The sequence below is a fragment of the Amycolatopsis sp. NPDC051106 genome (assembly GCF_040682775.1).
GTDB lineage: Bacteria > Actinomycetota > Actinomycetes > Mycobacteriales > Pseudonocardiaceae > Amycolatopsis.
Genome location: NZ_JBFBBQ010000042.1, coordinates 25,588 through 40,893 on the forward strand (window position 1 = coordinate 25,588; position 15,306 = coordinate 40,893).

The 15,306-nt window shown below is 70.4% G+C and carries 20 protein-coding genes; 9 read left to right on the plus strand and 11 right to left on the minus strand.

The features are described 5' to 3' along the window. Window positions 1-37 precede the first annotated feature (37 nt). On the plus strand, window positions 38-394 hold the full coding sequence (locus tag AB0M83_RS27955; RefSeq protein WP_364521353.1) for a hypothetical protein: 357 nt from the start codon (window positions 38-40) through the stop codon (window positions 392-394). Window positions 395-454: 60 nt separating this feature from the next. Here AB0M83_RS27955 and AB0M83_RS27960 read toward each other — a convergent pair whose 3' ends face one another. From AB0M83_RS27960 to AB0M83_RS27980, 5 genes are all read right to left on the minus strand, one after another. Next, on the minus strand, window positions 455-1,117 hold the full coding sequence (locus AB0M83_RS27960) for a hypothetical protein (RefSeq protein ID WP_364521354.1): 663 nt from the start codon (window positions 1,115-1,117) through the stop codon (window positions 455-457). A gap of 70 nt (window positions 1,118-1,187) precedes the next feature. Next, entirely contained in the window at window positions 1,188-1,787 is a 600-nt protein-coding gene (locus tag AB0M83_RS27965) for an NAD(P)H-dependent oxidoreductase (RefSeq protein WP_364521355.1), read from the minus strand. Continuing rightward, the gene (locus AB0M83_RS27970) at window positions 1,784-2,239 is read right to left on the minus strand and encodes a MarR family winged helix-turn-helix transcriptional regulator (protein WP_364521356.1); all 456 of its coding nucleotides are present in this window, start codon (window positions 2,237-2,239) and stop codon (window positions 1,784-1,786) included. The genes AB0M83_RS27965 and AB0M83_RS27970 overlap by 4 nt, the downstream gene beginning before the upstream one ends. A gap of 65 nt (window positions 2,240-2,304) precedes the next feature. Further along, entirely contained in the window at window positions 2,305-3,159 is an 855-nt protein-coding gene (locus AB0M83_RS27975) for a citrate/2-methylcitrate synthase (protein WP_364521357.1), read from the minus strand. Next, window positions 3,096-3,470, minus strand: a complete 375-nt coding sequence (locus AB0M83_RS27980; protein WP_364521358.1) for a helix-turn-helix domain-containing protein — start codon at window positions 3,468-3,470, stop codon at window positions 3,096-3,098. Before AB0M83_RS27980 ends, AB0M83_RS27975 begins: the two co-directional genes overlap by 64 nt. 93 nt (window positions 3,471-3,563) lie before the next feature. On the opposite strand from AB0M83_RS27980, the gene AB0M83_RS27985 reads away from it, so the two are divergent. Next, a complete protein-coding gene (locus AB0M83_RS27985; protein ID WP_364521359.1) occupies window positions 3,564-4,769 on the plus strand; it encodes an MFS transporter in 1,206 nt (401 codons plus the stop codon). Between the two features lie 24 nt (window positions 4,770-4,793). Here AB0M83_RS27985 and AB0M83_RS27990 read toward each other — a convergent pair whose 3' ends face one another. After that, window positions 4,794-5,384, minus strand: a complete 591-nt coding sequence (locus AB0M83_RS27990) for a helix-turn-helix domain-containing protein (RefSeq protein WP_364521360.1) — start codon at window positions 5,382-5,384, stop codon at window positions 4,794-4,796. An 88-nt stretch (window positions 5,385-5,472) separates the two neighbouring features. Between AB0M83_RS27990 and AB0M83_RS27995 the strand changes: the two genes are divergently transcribed. After that, window positions 5,473-6,150 carry a nitroreductase family protein gene (locus AB0M83_RS27995; RefSeq protein ID WP_364521361.1) on the plus strand — a complete coding sequence of 226 codons (678 nt, stop codon included), beginning with the start codon at window positions 5,473-5,475 and terminating at the stop codon, window positions 6,148-6,150. A gap of 653 nt (window positions 6,151-6,803) precedes the next feature. Further along, complete coding sequence (locus tag AB0M83_RS28000; RefSeq protein WP_364521362.1) at window positions 6,804-8,306, plus strand: MFS transporter; 1,503 nt, start codon at window positions 6,804-6,806, stop codon at window positions 8,304-8,306. A gap of 15 nt (window positions 8,307-8,321) precedes the next feature. Here the strand turns inward: AB0M83_RS28000 and AB0M83_RS28005 are convergent, their stop codons facing one another. Continuing rightward, on the minus strand, window positions 8,322-8,477 hold the full coding sequence (locus AB0M83_RS28005) for a hypothetical protein (protein WP_364521363.1): 156 nt from the start codon (window positions 8,475-8,477) through the stop codon (window positions 8,322-8,324). A 233-nt stretch (window positions 8,478-8,710) separates the two neighbouring features. Further along, a complete protein-coding gene (locus AB0M83_RS28010) occupies window positions 8,711-9,352 on the minus strand; it encodes a helix-turn-helix domain-containing protein (RefSeq protein ID WP_364521364.1) in 642 nt (213 codons plus the stop codon). A gap of 95 nt (window positions 9,353-9,447) precedes the next feature. On the opposite strand from AB0M83_RS28010, the gene AB0M83_RS28015 reads away from it, so the two are divergent. Continuing rightward, entirely contained in the window at window positions 9,448-10,395 is a 948-nt protein-coding gene (locus AB0M83_RS28015; RefSeq protein WP_364521365.1) for a 2-dehydropantoate 2-reductase N-terminal domain-containing protein, read from the plus strand. Here the strand turns inward: AB0M83_RS28015 and AB0M83_RS28020 are convergent. Together AB0M83_RS28020 and AB0M83_RS28025 are read right to left on the minus strand one after the other, a co-directional pair. After that, a complete protein-coding gene (locus AB0M83_RS28020; RefSeq protein ID WP_364521366.1) occupies window positions 10,392-10,790 on the minus strand; it encodes a hypothetical protein in 399 nt (132 codons plus the stop codon). The two genes, AB0M83_RS28015 and AB0M83_RS28020, sit on opposite strands and share 4 nt — an antisense overlap. 186 nt (window positions 10,791-10,976) lie before the next feature. Beyond that, window positions 10,977-11,381, minus strand: coding sequence for a helix-turn-helix domain-containing protein (locus AB0M83_RS28025; protein ID WP_364521368.1), 405 nt, complete (start codon window positions 11,379-11,381; stop codon window positions 10,977-10,979). 155 nt (window positions 11,382-11,536) lie between these two features. Between AB0M83_RS28025 and AB0M83_RS28030 the strand changes: the two genes are divergently transcribed. The 4 genes from AB0M83_RS28030 to AB0M83_RS28045 all read left to right on the plus strand — a co-directional run bounded on the left by AB0M83_RS28030 (window position 11,537) and on the right by AB0M83_RS28045 (window position 14,722). Then, a complete protein-coding gene (locus AB0M83_RS28030) occupies window positions 11,537-12,490 on the plus strand; it encodes an NADP-dependent oxidoreductase (RefSeq protein ID WP_364521413.1) in 954 nt (317 codons plus the stop codon). Window positions 12,491-12,519: 29 nt separating this feature from the next. Next, complete coding sequence (locus AB0M83_RS28035) at window positions 12,520-12,840, plus strand: NIPSNAP family protein (protein ID WP_364521369.1); 321 nt, start codon at window positions 12,520-12,522, stop codon at window positions 12,838-12,840. A gap of 373 nt (window positions 12,841-13,213) precedes the next feature. Continuing rightward, entirely contained in the window at window positions 13,214-14,071 is an 858-nt protein-coding gene (locus tag AB0M83_RS28040; protein WP_364521370.1) for an oxidoreductase, read from the plus strand. A gap of 30 nt (window positions 14,072-14,101) precedes the next feature. Continuing rightward, window positions 14,102-14,722 carry a helix-turn-helix domain-containing protein gene (locus AB0M83_RS28045; RefSeq protein ID WP_364521371.1) on the plus strand — a complete coding sequence of 207 codons (621 nt, stop codon included), beginning with the start codon at window positions 14,102-14,104 and terminating at the stop codon, window positions 14,720-14,722. A 13-nt stretch (window positions 14,723-14,735) separates the two neighbouring features. Here the strand turns inward: AB0M83_RS28045 and AB0M83_RS28050 are convergent, their stop codons facing one another. Continuing rightward, window positions 14,736-15,272 (minus strand): TetR family transcriptional regulator, encoded by a 537-nt coding sequence (locus AB0M83_RS28050; protein WP_364521372.1) that lies wholly within the window; start codon window positions 15,270-15,272, stop codon window positions 14,736-14,738. Window positions 15,273-15,306 lie beyond the last annotated feature (34 nt).

A 15,306-nucleotide genomic window follows, 5' to 3' on the forward strand; every position in this document is an offset into this window, starting at 1 on the left:
ATGTCAGGCGTCGCTGTTCCGCCTGGATGATTTCGGCATGGAACCTGACCATGAGCACGACCGCTGGACGGCGACCGAAGAGGAGCGCGGGTACATCCGCGCCCGGCTGCGGCTCGTGACCACGGAACAAGGCGGTCGTCACACCGCGATCCACTCCGGCTATCGAGCACACTGGGCATTTCCATCGGACGTTCACCGGGAACGCCACGACGCGCCTTTGACTCTGGAGGGAAGGAAAACGCTTGCCCCCGGGAACGAGGCGATGATTCGGCTCCACCCGCTCGCACCCGATCTCTGGCCGCCGATCTCGGCGGGGCTGCGGCTGTCGATGCTCGAGGGTCCCCGGCTCGTCGGCCTGGCCGATGTCGTGAACGTGGTTCCACCGCTCTCATAACCGGCGCGCCGGCTTGCTCATGTTCGGAGGAGCATGGGGCATGTTCTGGTGAACGGCCGGTCAGCGGATCGGGTAACCGGTTGCGGCGACGCGTTCTGCCACGGCCGCCAGGGTGGTGGCGGAGTTGAACGCGGTCACGACATTCGCGGTCAGCGGTTGCCCCGCGTAGATGTGCCGGACCGCGGCTAGGTCGATCGGCCTTTCGTAGTAGTCCTGCGCCCAGTCCTGGTACGCCTCGGGTGTGCCGTCGGTCAGCAGAGCGAACAGCCAGTCCGCGCCGTCGTCGCCGTCGTCGGGGAAGGCGATGACTCCGTGCCGCCAGGCGGTGTCGGCGTGCTCACGCCACAGGCACACGGTGACGTACGGCGTGCCGTACTCGTCGCAGAACGCCGGTTCCCGCACGCACTCCCGGAAAACGTCGGGCACGGTGTCGAGAACGCCGGGCCACGGCTCGTCGTCGTCCGTGGCGTAGGGGCTCATCGGCGACTCGTGGTCGAAGCCGCGCACGTACGCCCCCGCGGCCGTGAACACGACGGAGTATTCGTTGCCCGCACCGTCCCGCATGGACGCCAGCTCCTGGCCAGGCGCCCAATCAGTGTCGTAGAGGTGGTAGCGGTCATCGCTGCCGGGACTCAGCACGACGTCCAACGCGGCCAGCGCGCGGCACAGCGAGCGTAGGTCCGGGATGGCGGGCAGGGCGCGAGCAAGGTCGTACACGGTCACGCCGATATCCAAGCAGAGAGCCGAACACGCCCGGGGGACTTGCTCATCGGCATGGGTGGGCGCAAGTCGCTCAATGGCCTGATGGTGCCGCTTCGGCAAGGGTTTTGAGCGCGCGGGTGTGGTTGACGAGGTCGCGGAGGGAGGCCGGGACGAACTCGGCGATCCGGCGGGCCCGGTCGGACCGTTCGACCAGTTCGCCGGTGGGGCCGAGCAGCCGGTCGGCGTGGGCGAGGGGGAGGCTCTTGGGCAAGGGCAGCATGCCCGCTTTGCTCAGCGCCAGCCGCAGCTGCTCACCGGCCAGCGCCCCGCCGTGTGCGGTGGTGGAGTACGACACGATCGACGCGGGTTTGCCGGCGGCCTCGGTGGCGAGGAAGTCCAGGGCGTTCTTCAGCGCCGCCGGCGGCGCGTGGTTGTACTCGGGGGTCACGAAGACGTAGGCATCGGCGGCCGCCATGGCCGTGAGCCACGTCCGCACGGCCGCGGACGGGCGGCGGTCGGCGTTGGCCAGTGGCGCGAGCGGCTCGTCGAAGAACGGCATCGGGTGGTCGGCCAGGTCGAGCACGGCGAACCCGGCGCCGTCGACCAGGGCTGCCTTGTCCATGACGAACCGGCAGACGCGGTCGCCGACCCGCCCGGGGCGGGTGCTGCCGAGGATGACCACGATCTTCATCGCCGCTCCTCGTTCTCCAGGAGTTCACAGATCGTCTTCAGGGTGCGGATCGTGGTGGACATCGCGGCGTCGGTCAGGTGCTCGCCGCCGAGCCGCTCGTACTCGCGTTGGACGGCCAGCCCTTCCGTGACGAGGGACTGGCCTGCGGGGGTCAATGTCAATGTGTGCTCACGACGAGACGCGGCCGAGGTCGCGACCGCCAGCCATCCGCGGTGCCGGGCGGTCTCGACGTGACGGCTGACCGCCCCCTTCGTCAGGCTCAGGAGGTCGGCGATCTCCTGTTGCGACGGGGGGACTTCGCCGGCGTCGGCGATCGACCGCAACACCAGGAACAGGGTCCGGCCGATGCCGATCCGCTGCTGGAACCGGCGATCACCGGCCCGTTCGCTCAGCAACGCGGCCCGGTGCAGGTAACGCATGAGGTCCCGGTGCAGGGACGGTCGCTGCTTCACGGTGACAGTCTACACGTAAACAGTTGATATGTGAACTGTCCGATCGGAACGATCGGGTCCGGCGGTCAGCTCCCGGTGTAGAAACCCCGCGGGCGGAATCGGTACGGCCGCTCGCGGTACTCCTCCAGCGCGTGCGCCAGCCACCCCGCGGTCCGCCCGATCGCGCGGATCGTCTCACCCGCACCCGGCACCATGTCGCAGGCCTCCGCAAGCACTGCCAGCGCGAGGTCGACGTTCGGCCGCATGGCCGGCCGTGCAGCCATCAGGTCGTCCACTGTGGACCGGATCGGGCCCGGGGCGTGGACCAGTTCGAGCAGCCTCGCCGCCCGCGGGTCGCCCTCGGGGTAGAGCGGTTCCCCGAACCCCGGCACGCGGCCGGTTTCGTGGGCGCGGTCGGCCACGGCGGCCATCGGGTCGGCCAGTTCGGCCGCCGAACGCAGGAAGCGGCGCACCGCTTCCGCGGCCGCCCCGTGCGTCGGGCCGTCCAGGGCGCCGAGCCCGGTCGCGACCACCGCGTACGGATGCGCTCTGGTGGACGCCGCCGTGCGGACAGCCATCGTCGACGACGCGAGGTCGTGGTCGGCCAGCAGAACCAGAGCGGCGTCGAGCGCGCGGATCCCGTCCTCGTGCGGCTCCTTCGCGGTCAGCGCCGACCACAGGCGCACCGCGAGCGGGTCCGCCGGCCGGGCGTTCCCGTACGAGGGCAGGGCGTCCACCATCACCGCGAGCAGGGCCCGTCCGGCGCCCACCACGATCGCCGGATCCACGTCGTAGCGCAGCGGATCCGCGGTGGCGGCGGCTCCGACGATCACCGGCAGCAGGTCCACCGGCCGCGCCTGCCGCGCGAGAGGCCGGATCACCGCGCACGCGAGTTCGCGCACGGGCTCGGCCGCCACGAACGCCGCGCCCTCGGCCGGCACGCCTGTCCACAACAGATTCGCGACGGCCTCGAAAGTGGTGGTGCCGCGAGTTCGGCGGCGTTCCGGCCCCGGTAGTACAGCTCGCCGTCGCGGATGACGGTGAGCGCCGTCTCGATCGGGGCGGATTCCGGTGCGCCCCTGCGGTTCCTGGCCGCCAGGCGCCGGACCTCCTCGGCGTCGAACCGGCTCGTGCGCCCGTCGGCGGCCCGGGTCCTGCTCAGCAAACCGCGGCTCACGTAGGCGTACACCGTGTCCGCCTTCACCCCCAGCAGACGGGCGGCCTGCGCCGTGGTGAACGTCCGATCGGTCATGCCGCCAGCATCTCACATTGATTCCATCAAGATTGACGACATTGATCGTGGCGGCGATGCTCGGCGGACCGAACCGGATCGACAGGGGGCGTGGTGTCCGAGAGCCGTATCGCGTGGCGCGGGCTGCCGCCGCTGGCCGTGCCCGCCTACCGGAAGCTGTGGATCGTCTCGGTGCTGTCCAACTTCGGAACGTGGATGCACAACACCGCGGCGGCCGCGCAGCTCGCGCTCTCCTCGCCGTCGCCGCTGATCAACGCGCTGCTCCTGGCCGGGGCCACCCTGCCGGCCGTGGTCCTGTCGTTCCCGGCGGGCGTGCTGGCCGACCGGATCGGCCGTGGCCCGGTCCTGTTCTGGGCCAATGCGACCGGCGCCCTGGTGGCGGCGGTCTTCGCCGTGCTCGGGTGGTGCGGCGGCCTCGGCCCGGTCGTGATCCTCGTGCTGACGTTCGCGCTCAACGCGGGCTGGGCCGCCGGCTACCCGGCGTGGAACGCGGAAGTGTCCTCGGTGCTGCCGGCGGATCTGGTGAAGGACGGTTCGGCGCTGAACAGCCTGTCGTTCAACCTCGCCCGCACGCTCGGCCCGGCGGCCGGCGGGTTCGCCTTCGGTGCGGTCGGCGGGTTCCCGGTCTACCTCGCCAACGCGCTGTCCTTCGCCGGTTTCGTCCTGTGCTTCCGGAAGAGCCGGACAGTCGTGACGTCGAACGTCGCGGGCTCGTGGCGGGATTCGCTGCGGGAAACCACGGCGTTCCTCCGGGCCACGCCGCGATACCGCGAACTGCTCGTGCGCGCGGCGACGTTCTTCTGGCTGGCTCAAGCGATGTCCGCGCTCGTCCCGGTGTACGTCCTGACGGTCCGGCACCTTTCCGCCACCGACCTCGGGTTCGTGCTGGCCGCGTTCGGGATCGGCGCGGTCTGCTCGGCCGTGGCCTACCCGAACCTGCGCCGGTACGTTCCCGAGCGGGCGCTGCGGTCCGCGTGCGCACTGTTCGCCGCGCTCGCGCTCACGGCACTGCCCTTGCTCGGCTCGGTGCCGGCGTTGTTCGCGACCGGCCTCGTCTTCGGCGCCGCGCAGGCGTCGATGGTCACGGTCAACAACGGCTTCCTGCAGGCGACCGTGGCCCTTTCGCTGCGGTCGCGGGCGGTGGCGCTGTACATCGTCGTGCTCTACGGCGCCCAGACGATCGGTGCGGTCACCGCGGGCGCCCTGTCCACGTGGTGGGGCGTCGGCCCGGCGGCGTGGACGATCGCGGCGCTGCTCGCCGCGTGCGCACTGCCGGGCAGAACAGGTGATCCGGCATGACCGCCGTTCGGCAGGTGCGGTGAGCTAGGCGCCGGGGCGACGGGGTGCGTGGTCCAGCAGGGTTTCGGCGGCCGCGCGGGCGTGGCGGCCGTAGCCGGGGTCGTTGAGGACCATCGCGCGGCCGGCCGCGCCGTCGGCGAGGGTGACCAGCTGCTCGGCCAATGGTGGTGGCTCGGCGATGCCCAGTTCGTCGAGGAGGCCGGTGACCAGGGCGAGCATGACGAGTTTCTGCTCGCGCGCGAAAGCGTGCACGCGGCCGGCGGGGTCGGGGTGCTCGGCCGCCGCGTGGATGAACGGGCAGCCGTGGACGATGCCGTCCGGCCACGGCTGCACGACGAACATCGCGAGGAGCCGGTCGCGGGCGGGCAGGTCGGTCCGCTTCAGGGTCTCGAGCAGCGTGTAGCCGGACCGCAGGAGATGGTCCAGCTGGGCCAGGACCAGGTCTTCCTTGGTGGGGAAGTGGGCGTACAAGGTTCGCTTGGACACCGGGGCGTGGGCGGCGATGTCCTCCATCGTGGTCGCGGTGATGCCACGCGCCGCGAACAAGGTGCTCGCGGCGGCCAGCACGCGCTCGCGGCCGCCTCGCCCGGCTCGGCGGGCCGGTTCGTCTCCCATGTCGCCAACTATACGGCAACGTTTACATAGCGCGGAGCGTCCGTTACGGTCGCACAGGTAAACGTCAGCGTGTACCTAGGGAGTCGATGTGACCACGGTGCTGAGCGGAGTGGCGGAGCGGCTCATCCGGGACAGGCGCGCGACCAGGGGATTTCTGCCCGACCGCGTCCGGGACGAGACCATCGAGGCGATCTTCGGCCTGGCCGCCGCCGCGCCGTCGAACTCCAACGCGCAGCCCTGGCAGGTCGAGGTGGTCAGCGGAGCCGCGCGGGACAGCCTGGCCGACGCGATCGTGGCTGCGGAGCGCGCCGGCCGGCGGACCGTCGACTTCCCGTACAGCGACGACATCTACTCGCCGGTGCACCACCGCCGGCGTGCGGCGTTCGGCGCCGCCTTGTACGACACGCTCGGCATCGCCCGCGGTGACCGCGATCTGCGTGCCACGTACGACGAGAAGAGCCTGCGGTTCTACGGTGCGCCCCACGTCGCTCTGCTGTACGCGCCGGAGTCCGGCGACCCGCGGCTGACCGCCGACGTGGGCATGTACGCGCAGACGCTGCTGCTGGCGATGGCCGCCTACGGGGTGGCCAGCTGCCCTCAAGCGCTGCTGAGCTTCTACGCCGACACCGTGCGCGAGACGCTCGGCATCGCCGGCGGGAAGCTGCTGTTCGGAATCTCGTTCGGCTACGCCGATCCCGGCGCCGCGATCAACTCCCTCACCGTCGGCCGGGAGCCACTGGAGAACACGACCCGCTTCCATCGCTGACCGCCGCGTGCATCGAGGAAAGACGGCGTGGACCGAGTCATCGGGGCGACGGCGCGGGGAGACCGGCGACGGCCAGGGCTTCCCAGAGCGGCTTCGCGTCGTACCGGCGGGGCCCAGCCCTTCGACGAACTGGCACCCGAAACCGGCGGCGGTGAGGGTCGTCGTCCGGCCCTGCGCGTCGAGGAAGCGGAGTTCGTAGCTCGGCCCGAGTTCGAGGGTGCAGGCCAGCTCCCGCGGCGGGGTCGGCAGCGAACACGCGGCGGCGGCGATCTTCTTGATCACGGCCGCGTCCGTGGTGCGGGTTTCGCCCGGCTGGTGCTCGTCCGGTCGGTGGCCCGAGGGGAACGGGAACGTCGGCTGGAGCGGGCCGCGGCCGACGAGTTCGCGGGGTTCGTAGGTGGGGGAGCACAGCGCCGGTTCGTTCCCGGACCCCGATTCGGTGAGGCCGCACGCGGTGACGGTGACGACGAGGAGCAGGAAACCCGACAAGGCGGGCAAGCTTCGCATGGGCACTCTTCAGGGACGGAAGTGCCGGGCCGGACGGTTGCACGCCGCTGCCGGGTCAAGCCTCGGCAACCGTTGCCGCGGCCCGGGTTTCACCGGCGACGGCGGGGGAAGCCGTGCGGGGCAGCTCGTTCCCCTGGGAGGTTGGCATGGCGGCGACACCCGCGTCATCGGCGGTCCGGACGCTGATCCCGGCCCGCATCGACCGGCTGCCCTGGTCGCGGTTCCACACCCGGATGGTCGTCGCGCTCGGGGTGGCGTGGATCCTCGACGGCCTGGAGATCACGGTGGCCAGCGCCGTCGCCGACACCCTCACCAAGCCCGAGACGCTGCACCTGTCGTCGGCGGCGGCCGGGTTGCTGGCGACGATCTACCTGGCCGGCGAGGTGGTCGGCGCCCTCTTCTTCGGCAACCTGTCCGACAAACTGGGCCGGCGGAACCTGTTCATGCTCACCCTGGCGGTCTACCTCGTCGGCAGCGGCCTGACCGCGGCGACGCTGGGCAACGGCGCGGGCTGGGTCGCCTTCCTCTACGTCACCCGGTTCGTCGCCGGCATGGGCATCGGCGGCGAGTACGCCGCGATCAACTCCGCCATCGACGAGCTGATCCCGGCCCGCTACCGGGGCCGGGTCGACATCGCGGTCAACGGCACGTACTGGGCCGGCGCCGTGCTGGGCACGATCGGGACCTACATCTTGCTCAACCGGATGGACATGTCGCTGGGGTGGCGGCTGGGCTTCCTGATCGGCCCGGTGCTCGGGCTGGTGATCCTGCTCGTGCGGCGGCACCTGCCGGAAAGCCCGCGCTGGCAGATCATGCACGGCCGGGAGCACGCCGCCGAGGAGTCGATCAAGCAGATCGAGCACGAGGTGGAGCAGTCCGGCCGCAGCCTGCCGCCGGTCGACCGGAGCAAGGAGATGGAGGTGACGCCGGCCGAGCGGATCGGGTACGTGGCGCTGGCCCGGGTGCTGTTCCGCGAGTACCCGTCCCGGGCGATCCTGGGCGCTTCGCTGATGATCAGCCAGTCGTTCCTGTACAACGCGATCTTCTTCACCTACACCCTCGTGCTCGGCAAGTTCTACGGGGTGCCGTCGGCGGCCACGCCGATCTACCTGATCGCGTTCGCGGTCGGCAACCTGGTCGGCCCGTTCACCATCGGCCACCTCTTCGACACCCTCGGCCGCCGGACGATGCTCTCGGGCACGTACCTCGTTTCCGGCGTCCTGCTCGCCGTCACGGCGGTGCTGTTCTACACCGGCTCCCTCACCGCGATCACGCAGACGATCGCGTGGTGCGTGATCTTCTTCTTCGCCTCCGCCGGTGCCAGCGCGGGTTACCTGACCGTCAGCGAGATCTTCCCGCTGGAGGTGCGGGCCAAGGCGATCGCGGTGTTCTTCGCGATCGCGCAGTGCTTCGGCGCGCTGGGACCGGTCTTCTACGGCGCTCTGATCGGCACCGGGGACCACCCCGGCCGGCTGTTCCTCGGTTACCTGCTCGGCGCGGCCGTGATGATCGCGGGCGGCCTGATCGCCCGCTTCCTCGCCGTCGACGCCGAAGGCAAGTCCCTGGAGGACATCGCCCAGCCGCTGGCGGCGACCGCCCGCCGTGGCCGCACCCGCGCGGAAGGCGCGTCTTCGCCGTTCTCCACCTGAGCCCGCTCGGCGCACTCACCCTCGTTCTCGTCGTCCCGGTGCCGGGACGACGAGCACGATCGCGGTGACGAGCAGCCAGAACACCAGCATCGTCCCGGCGCCGCCAGGGCTGCCGCCGAGCGCGTACCGCAGGCCGACCACGACGAGACAACGCCACAACCGGGGAGGCATCCTCCCGCCATACCCGCCCGCACGGGGTTTACCCCTGCACCGCGCGATGAGAACGGCTTTCGTTGCGGCGAGCCATCTTCTCGTCGCCGCGTCGGTCACGGACCACTGCCCGGCGCGGGACTGCGCAGCCGTCAGCCATTGCGCCGGCATCAGCTCCACCGGACCACCGAACGTTTCGTAGCAGAGCTCGATCCCGTTCGACTGGGCAAAAGGCACGCGGTCAGCTGAACGTTCTATCTCTTGGCTGGGCCCACCGCGTGCTCCAGCCCGAGGGGGCTCGCCGGCGGAAGCGGGGCGCCGCCGGGGCCGGGTGCGGTGCCGAACGCGTCGAGGAGGTACGCGACGAGCCGGCGGGAAAGGGCGTGGGCGTGCTCGGGTGGGGCGTCCCGGAGGCCGCCGTTGGCGAACAGGAGCATGACGAGGTCGCTGGTCGCGAAGTCCGGCCGGAGGCGGCCGGCTTGCCGGGCGCGGCGGACCAGTCTTTCGAACGCGGTTTCGGCGCGGTCGCGTCGGTGCCGGTAGTCGTTCTCGCCCGTGAACGACGCGAGGACCGCTTCGGCGAACCCCCGGTCCTTGATCTGCTCGGCGCACATGAACTCGATGAGGCGGCGGAAGCCGTTCCAGGGGTCCGGGTCGTCGACGGCTTCGTCCAGCAAGGCCTCGCAGCGGCTGATCTGCTCGGCGAACACCTCGGTGAGCAGGGCCTCCCGGGACGGGAACCGGCGGAACAGCGTCGCCACGCCGACCCCGGCACGCCGGGCGATCGTGCTCATGGCGACGTCGGCGCCCCGCGCGCGGAAGAGCTCGTGAGCCGCCTCGACGATCTTCGCGCGGTTGTGCGCCGCGTCGGCCCGCAGGTGAGTCGGTCCGGCCAATGTTGTTCTCACTTCCTCGCGGGGGTGAACGGCGGCGGTGTTCTTCGCCTACAGTAAACAGCAAGTGGAACACCATTTCCAGTTAGAGGAAGACAATGAAGATTCTGTTCTTCGGTCGCGGCGCGATCGCGACGCTTTACGGGTGGGCACTGGAGAAGGCCGGAAATCAGGTCGAGTTCTACGTCCGTCCCGGCCGCGCGGCCGCCTACGGCCCCGTGGCCGACCTGGAAATCCGGGACGGCCGCGCCGATCGCGGCGGACGTCCGGTCAGCGAGAAGTGGCCGATCGTCCTGCGGGAAGAACTGGACGCCGGCCACGACTACGACCTCATCGTCCTGAGCGTCAACCACGACCAGCTGGCCGAGGCCACCGCCTTTCTGAGTTCGCGCGTCGGCGATGCGACCGTACTGGTGTTCAACAACGTGTGGGCCGACCCCGCGGTCGCCGTTTCGGCACTGCCCGGCGAGCAGGTGGTCTGGGGCTTTCCGGGCGGAGGCGGCGGATTCACCGGGTCCACGCTCCGGGGCGGGATCCTGAAGACCGTCTTCATGGGATTCTGCGGTGACGCGAATCGCACCGGACGCTACCGTGCCGTGCGTGCTCTATTTCAGAACGCGGGTTTCGCGGTTTCCGAACACCGGGACTTCCGCAGCTGGCTCTGGTTCCATTTCATCCTGGACGCCGGGCTCTTGACCCCGATGATGAAGGCGGGCGGGTTCGCGGATTTCGTGCGATCGCGAGCCGCGGCCGAAGAATCGATCCTGCTCATCCGGGAAATGATTCCCCTGATGACGGCCAAAGGGGGAACGCCCAGGCTGGGCGCCGCGATCGTCTCGCGCCTTCCGGCCGGGCTGCTCGGCTTCGTCCTGCGCAAGGTCCTCGGCGGGAACAACTTGGCCGCCTTCCTCATGGAGCAGATCGAAGATTCCGGCCGCCTGAGTCGTGAATCAGCCGGTCTCTACCCCCGGGACGTGCTGGCCGACGGCCGCAGGCTCGGTGTCCCGCTCCCGCGTCTCGCGGCGCTGGAACCGGTGTTCGCCTAGCCTCGGTCCTTCGTTGCTCGGCTCGGCCAGGCGATCGCGTCGAGGAACTCGTCGATCGCGGTGAGCACGCGGCCGAGCACGGCGACCGACTCGCTGACCGGGCCGGGAACCTGCATGCCGTGGTCGGCCTCCTCGACCTCCAGCAGGTACGGCGACAGCCGGCGAGCCTCGGCGCCGTCCCACAACGCATCGCCCGTGCCGCCCACCAGCAGCATGGGCGCGGTTGCCCGCTCCAAAGCGGCGACCACCCACGGCACGGTGAGAATCGGCGTCAGCCACACCGCCGGCAGGCCCCGCTCGGCGGCCGGCGTGGCAGCATTCGTCCCGAGTGACTTCCCGATCAGCAGCGGGCTCCCGCCGAGGCGGTCGAGCAGGGGCCTGATCTCGTCGCACACCCAGCTTTCGCTTCGCGGCTCCAACGGTGGCAACGGCGGCTGTGACCACCAGTGCCGGTGCACTGTCACGCCGCGTCGCTCCGCCACCACCCCGGCATACATCAGCAGTCCCGCTGCCGGCCCGAACGCACCACCAGGAACCACGACGGCGTCAGCCACAAGTCCTCCACCGCGAGCAGTAAAAGATCACGCGCCGGCCGTCTCGGCCGCGCAGGAGGCCGCCGGCGCTCCGGCGTGGGCGGCGCTGTCGATGTTGTCCTCGACCCAGCTGCGCAGCATCCGCAGGGGCACGGCCGCGCTGTGCCCGAGTTCGGTGAGCGAATATTCGACGTGCAGGGGCACCGCGGGGTAGACGGTGCGATCGACGAGGCCGAACTCCTGCAGGCGCCGCAGGGTCTGGGTCAGCACCTTCGGGCTGACTCCCTGCAGGTGCCGCTGCACCTCGCCGAACCGCTGCGGGCCGTCTTCGAGCGCGCCGATCGCGAGTGCGGACCACTTGTTCGCCAGCAGGTCCAGCATCGCCCGGCACGGGCACTGCGCGGCGTAGACGTCGTGGTCGGAGTGCTGTCCGGTCAGGCACACGGTGGTCATGGCAAGCCCCTCACCTTGATGCTTCCCGTTGGGAAGTTCTCTCCCTTGCGGGTAACTATATCCCCGGGGATACGTTGCCGGTGTCCGGGGAAAGATCACCTTCCGATCTTTCCCGGTATCCGATCCAGGGAGAGAATCCAGTGTCCGACACCTCCATGCGCGCCGTCGTCCAGCACACCCTCGGCGGTCCCGAAGTGCTTTCGGTGGAGCGGGTGCCGCGCCCCGAACCGCTGCCGACCGAGGTCCGGGTGAAGGTGCACGCGGCCGGGATCAACCCGGTGGACTGGAAGACGCGGGCCGGCGCCGGGATGGCGGGCGTGCTCGGCGAGCCGCCGTTCATCCTGGGCTGGGACGTCTCCGGCGTCGTGGAGAAGGCCGGCTTCGGCGTCACGACCCTGCGCGAAGGCGACGAGGTCTACGGCATGCCCTGGTTCCCGCGGGCGGCCGGCGGCTACGCCGAGTACGTCACCGCGCCGGCCCGGCAGTTCACCCGCAAGCCCTCGAGCGTCAGCCACGAGCAGGCCGCGGCGGTGCCGCTCGCCGCGCTCACCGCGTGGCAGGCCCTGGTGGACACGGCGCACCTCGAGTCCGGCCAGCGGGTGCTGATCCACGCCGCCGGCGGCGGTGTCGGGCACTTCGCGGTCCAGTTCGCCAAGCACCTCGGCGCGCACGTGCTCGGCACCGCCCGGGCCGGCAGCCACGACTGGCTCACCAAGCTCGGCGCGGACGAGCTCGTCGACTACACCGCCGTCCGGTTCGAGGACGCGGTGTCCGACGTCGACGTCGTGCTCGACCTGGTCGGCGACGCCCACGACGCCACCAGCACGCGGTCGTTGGACGTGCTGCGCCCGGGTGGGCTGCTCGTCGCGGTGCCGGCCGGTGTGTCGCCCGAACTGGCGGCCGCGGCCGAGGCGAAGGGCAAGCAGGTGTCGCCGTTCCTGGTCGAGCCGGACGGCCCCGCGCTCACCACCATCGGCGCCCTGATCGACGCGGGCGAGGTGGCGGTGGAGGTCGAAGAGGTGTTCCCGCTCGAGCAGGTCGCCGCGGCGCACGAGCGCGGCGAGGCCAACCGCACGCGCGGCAAGCTCGTCCTGCGCGTCGCTTCCTGAACTCCCGTCGAGAAAGTAGTGGATTGCCGATGTTCTACGAGATCCGCCGCTACCAGATCCAGCCCGGACGCCGTGCCGAATGGGTCCGCTTCATGGAAGACACCATCATCCCGTTCCAGGCCGAGAAGGGAATGTCGGTCACGGCGTCCTTTGTGGACGAGGAGGACCCGGACGGCTACGTGTGGATCCGCCGGTTCGAAGACGAAGCGGAACGGGAGACGTTGTACGCCGACGTTTACCAGAGTGATCGGTGGCGAAACGAGTTGGATCCGAAGGTGAAGGACTTCCTGCTCGTCGACCGGATCAAGGTCACCAGGGTCGTCCCCACCCCGAGTTCGGGTCTGAAGTGAGCGGGCCGAGGACGCACAACGCGCCGTCGATCAGCCGGGCCGCGGCCCGGGCGTAGGTGCCGGTGGTGCGTGTACGCCAACGAGTTGGCGCCGACGCCGGTGGCGACCCCGGCGAGCACGACGCCGGCTCGGCGCGCGTGGCCTAAGCCGCGTAGGAGGGCGAACTTCCTGCCGACGCCAACGTTTACCAGAGTGATCGGTGGCGAAACGAGTTGGATCCGAAGGTGAAGGACTTCCTGCTCGTCGACCGGATCAAGGTGACCAGGGGCGTCCCCACCCCGAATTCGGGTCTGAAGTGAGCGGGCCGGAAGTCGCCCGCGCGAGACCGTCGACACAGTGTTGATTTTTCTGGACACAGCGTAGAGTTGACGGCATGACGAAGCGAACCTTTCTGATCACCGGCGCGGGCAGTGGCCTCGGGCGCGCCTTCGCGCAGGGCGCGCTCGCGGCCGGGCACACGGTCGTCGGTACCGTGCGCAAGGCTGAAGACGTGGCGAAGTTCGAGGCGCTCGCGCCCGGGCGCGCCCACGCGCGGCGGCTCGACGTCACCGATGACGACGCCGTCTTCGGCGTGGTCGGCGAAGTCGAATCCAGTGTCGGCCCGATCGACGTGCTGATCGCGAACGCCGGTTACGGGCACGAGGGCGTGTTCGAGGAGTCGCCGATGGCCGAACTGCGGGCGCAGTTCGACACCAACGTGTTCGGCGTGGCCGCCACCGTCCACGCGGTGCTGCCGGGGATGCGGAAACGGCGCTCGGGCCACATCTTCGCCGTCAGCTCGATGGGTGGCCTGATGACCGTTCCCGGGCTGGCCTACTACTGCGGCAGCAAGTACGCGGTGGAGGGCATGCTCGAAACCCTGTCCAAGGAGGTCGCGGGGTTCGGGGTGCGGGTGACCATCATCGAGCCCGGGTCGTTCCGGACGGACTGGGCGGGCCGCTCGATGGTCCGCAGCGAGCGGTCGATCGCGGACTACGACGAGCTCTTCGAGCCGATCCGCGCGGCCCGGCAGGCCGCCAGCGGCCACCAGCTGGGCGATCCCGCCAAGGCCGCCGAGGCGGTGCTCGCGGTGGTCGAGGCGGAGAAGCCGCCGGTGCACCTCGTGCTCGGTTCGGACGCGCTGCGGCTCGTCGCGGCCGGCCGGGCCGCCGTGGCCGCGGACATCGAAGCGTGGGACGAGCTGTCGCGGTCCACGGACTTCCCGGACGGTCACCAGATCGCGGCGAACTGACCGCCGGCGGAAGCGGGAGGGGACAGGGAAATGCCTGATCGGGTCAAGGGGAGTCGCCGGCGCTCCGCGGCACCGTCCAAAGGAGACCTGCGCGAGCTCAAGATCCTGGAGGTCCTCGAGGATCTGCTGGCCGTCAAGAGCTTCGACGCGCTCACGACCAACGACATCGCCGAACGCGCCGGGCTCTCCCGTGCGTCGATGTACTTCTACTTCAGCTCCAAGCAGGAGGCGTTGGTCGCCCTCTTCGCCAAGACCGTCGAAACGCTCCGCGAGAAGTCCCGGGCGGCGGCCGACGACCCCGCCGCGCCCAGGGACGCGATCGCGACGGCCGTGAACCGCACCCGCGACCGCTGGCGTGAGCACGGGCTGATGATGCGCGTCGCGATCGACCAGTCCTCGGCCATCCCCGAAGTGGGAGCTTTGTGGACGAAGACCGCGGACATCTTCATCGACGCCATCGCCGCGATCATGGTGCGCGCCGGGGTCCCCGCCCACGAGGGGCCCGACGGCGCCCGGGCCCTGGCGCGCGCGGTGTGCTGGATGATCGAGCGGACGTTCTACCACGCTTCGGCGGATTCTCCGGAGGCGCTCGACCAGGCGGCCGAGACCTGCCGGGTGGTGTGGCTGCGGATCGCGGGACTCGAGCCCTGACCGGGCCCGGACGTCAGGATCCGATGATCGCCAGGAGAGCCGCGGTGAAGGGGGCCGGGTCGACGTCGCCGCGCACGGCGAGCTGCTGCGCGTAGCCGCCGCACAGAGTCACGAACGCCTCGGCGATCCGGTCCGCTTCGGCCGGCTCGTGCTCCGGCAGGAGCGCGGCGACCGCGTGGCGCAGACCCTCGAGCTGCCGGCCGACGAGGGCGGCCAGCAGCGGGGAGACGGCGGCCTCGGCGTAGATCTGCGCGACCAGCCGCGCGTGGTCTTCTTCGCGCGCCAGGGTGCGGATGTGTTCCAGGAAGCCGTGCACGGACTCGGCCGTCAGCTCGGTGGGGAGCGCTTGGTCCGCCTGTTCGCAGATGGCGGTGACGATCTCGTCCTTGCCCTTGAAGTACCGGTAGATCGCCCCGACGGACAGGCCCGAGGCCTCGACGAGGTCGGTCATGGACGTGCGCGCGAAGCCGTGCGTGGCGAAGCGGGCGCGGGCCGCGTCGAGGATCTGCTGACGGCGCGCGTCGAGGTGGGCTTGGGTGACTCTCGGCATAAAAGAACGACCATTCGTTTTTGTGGTAGCGTCC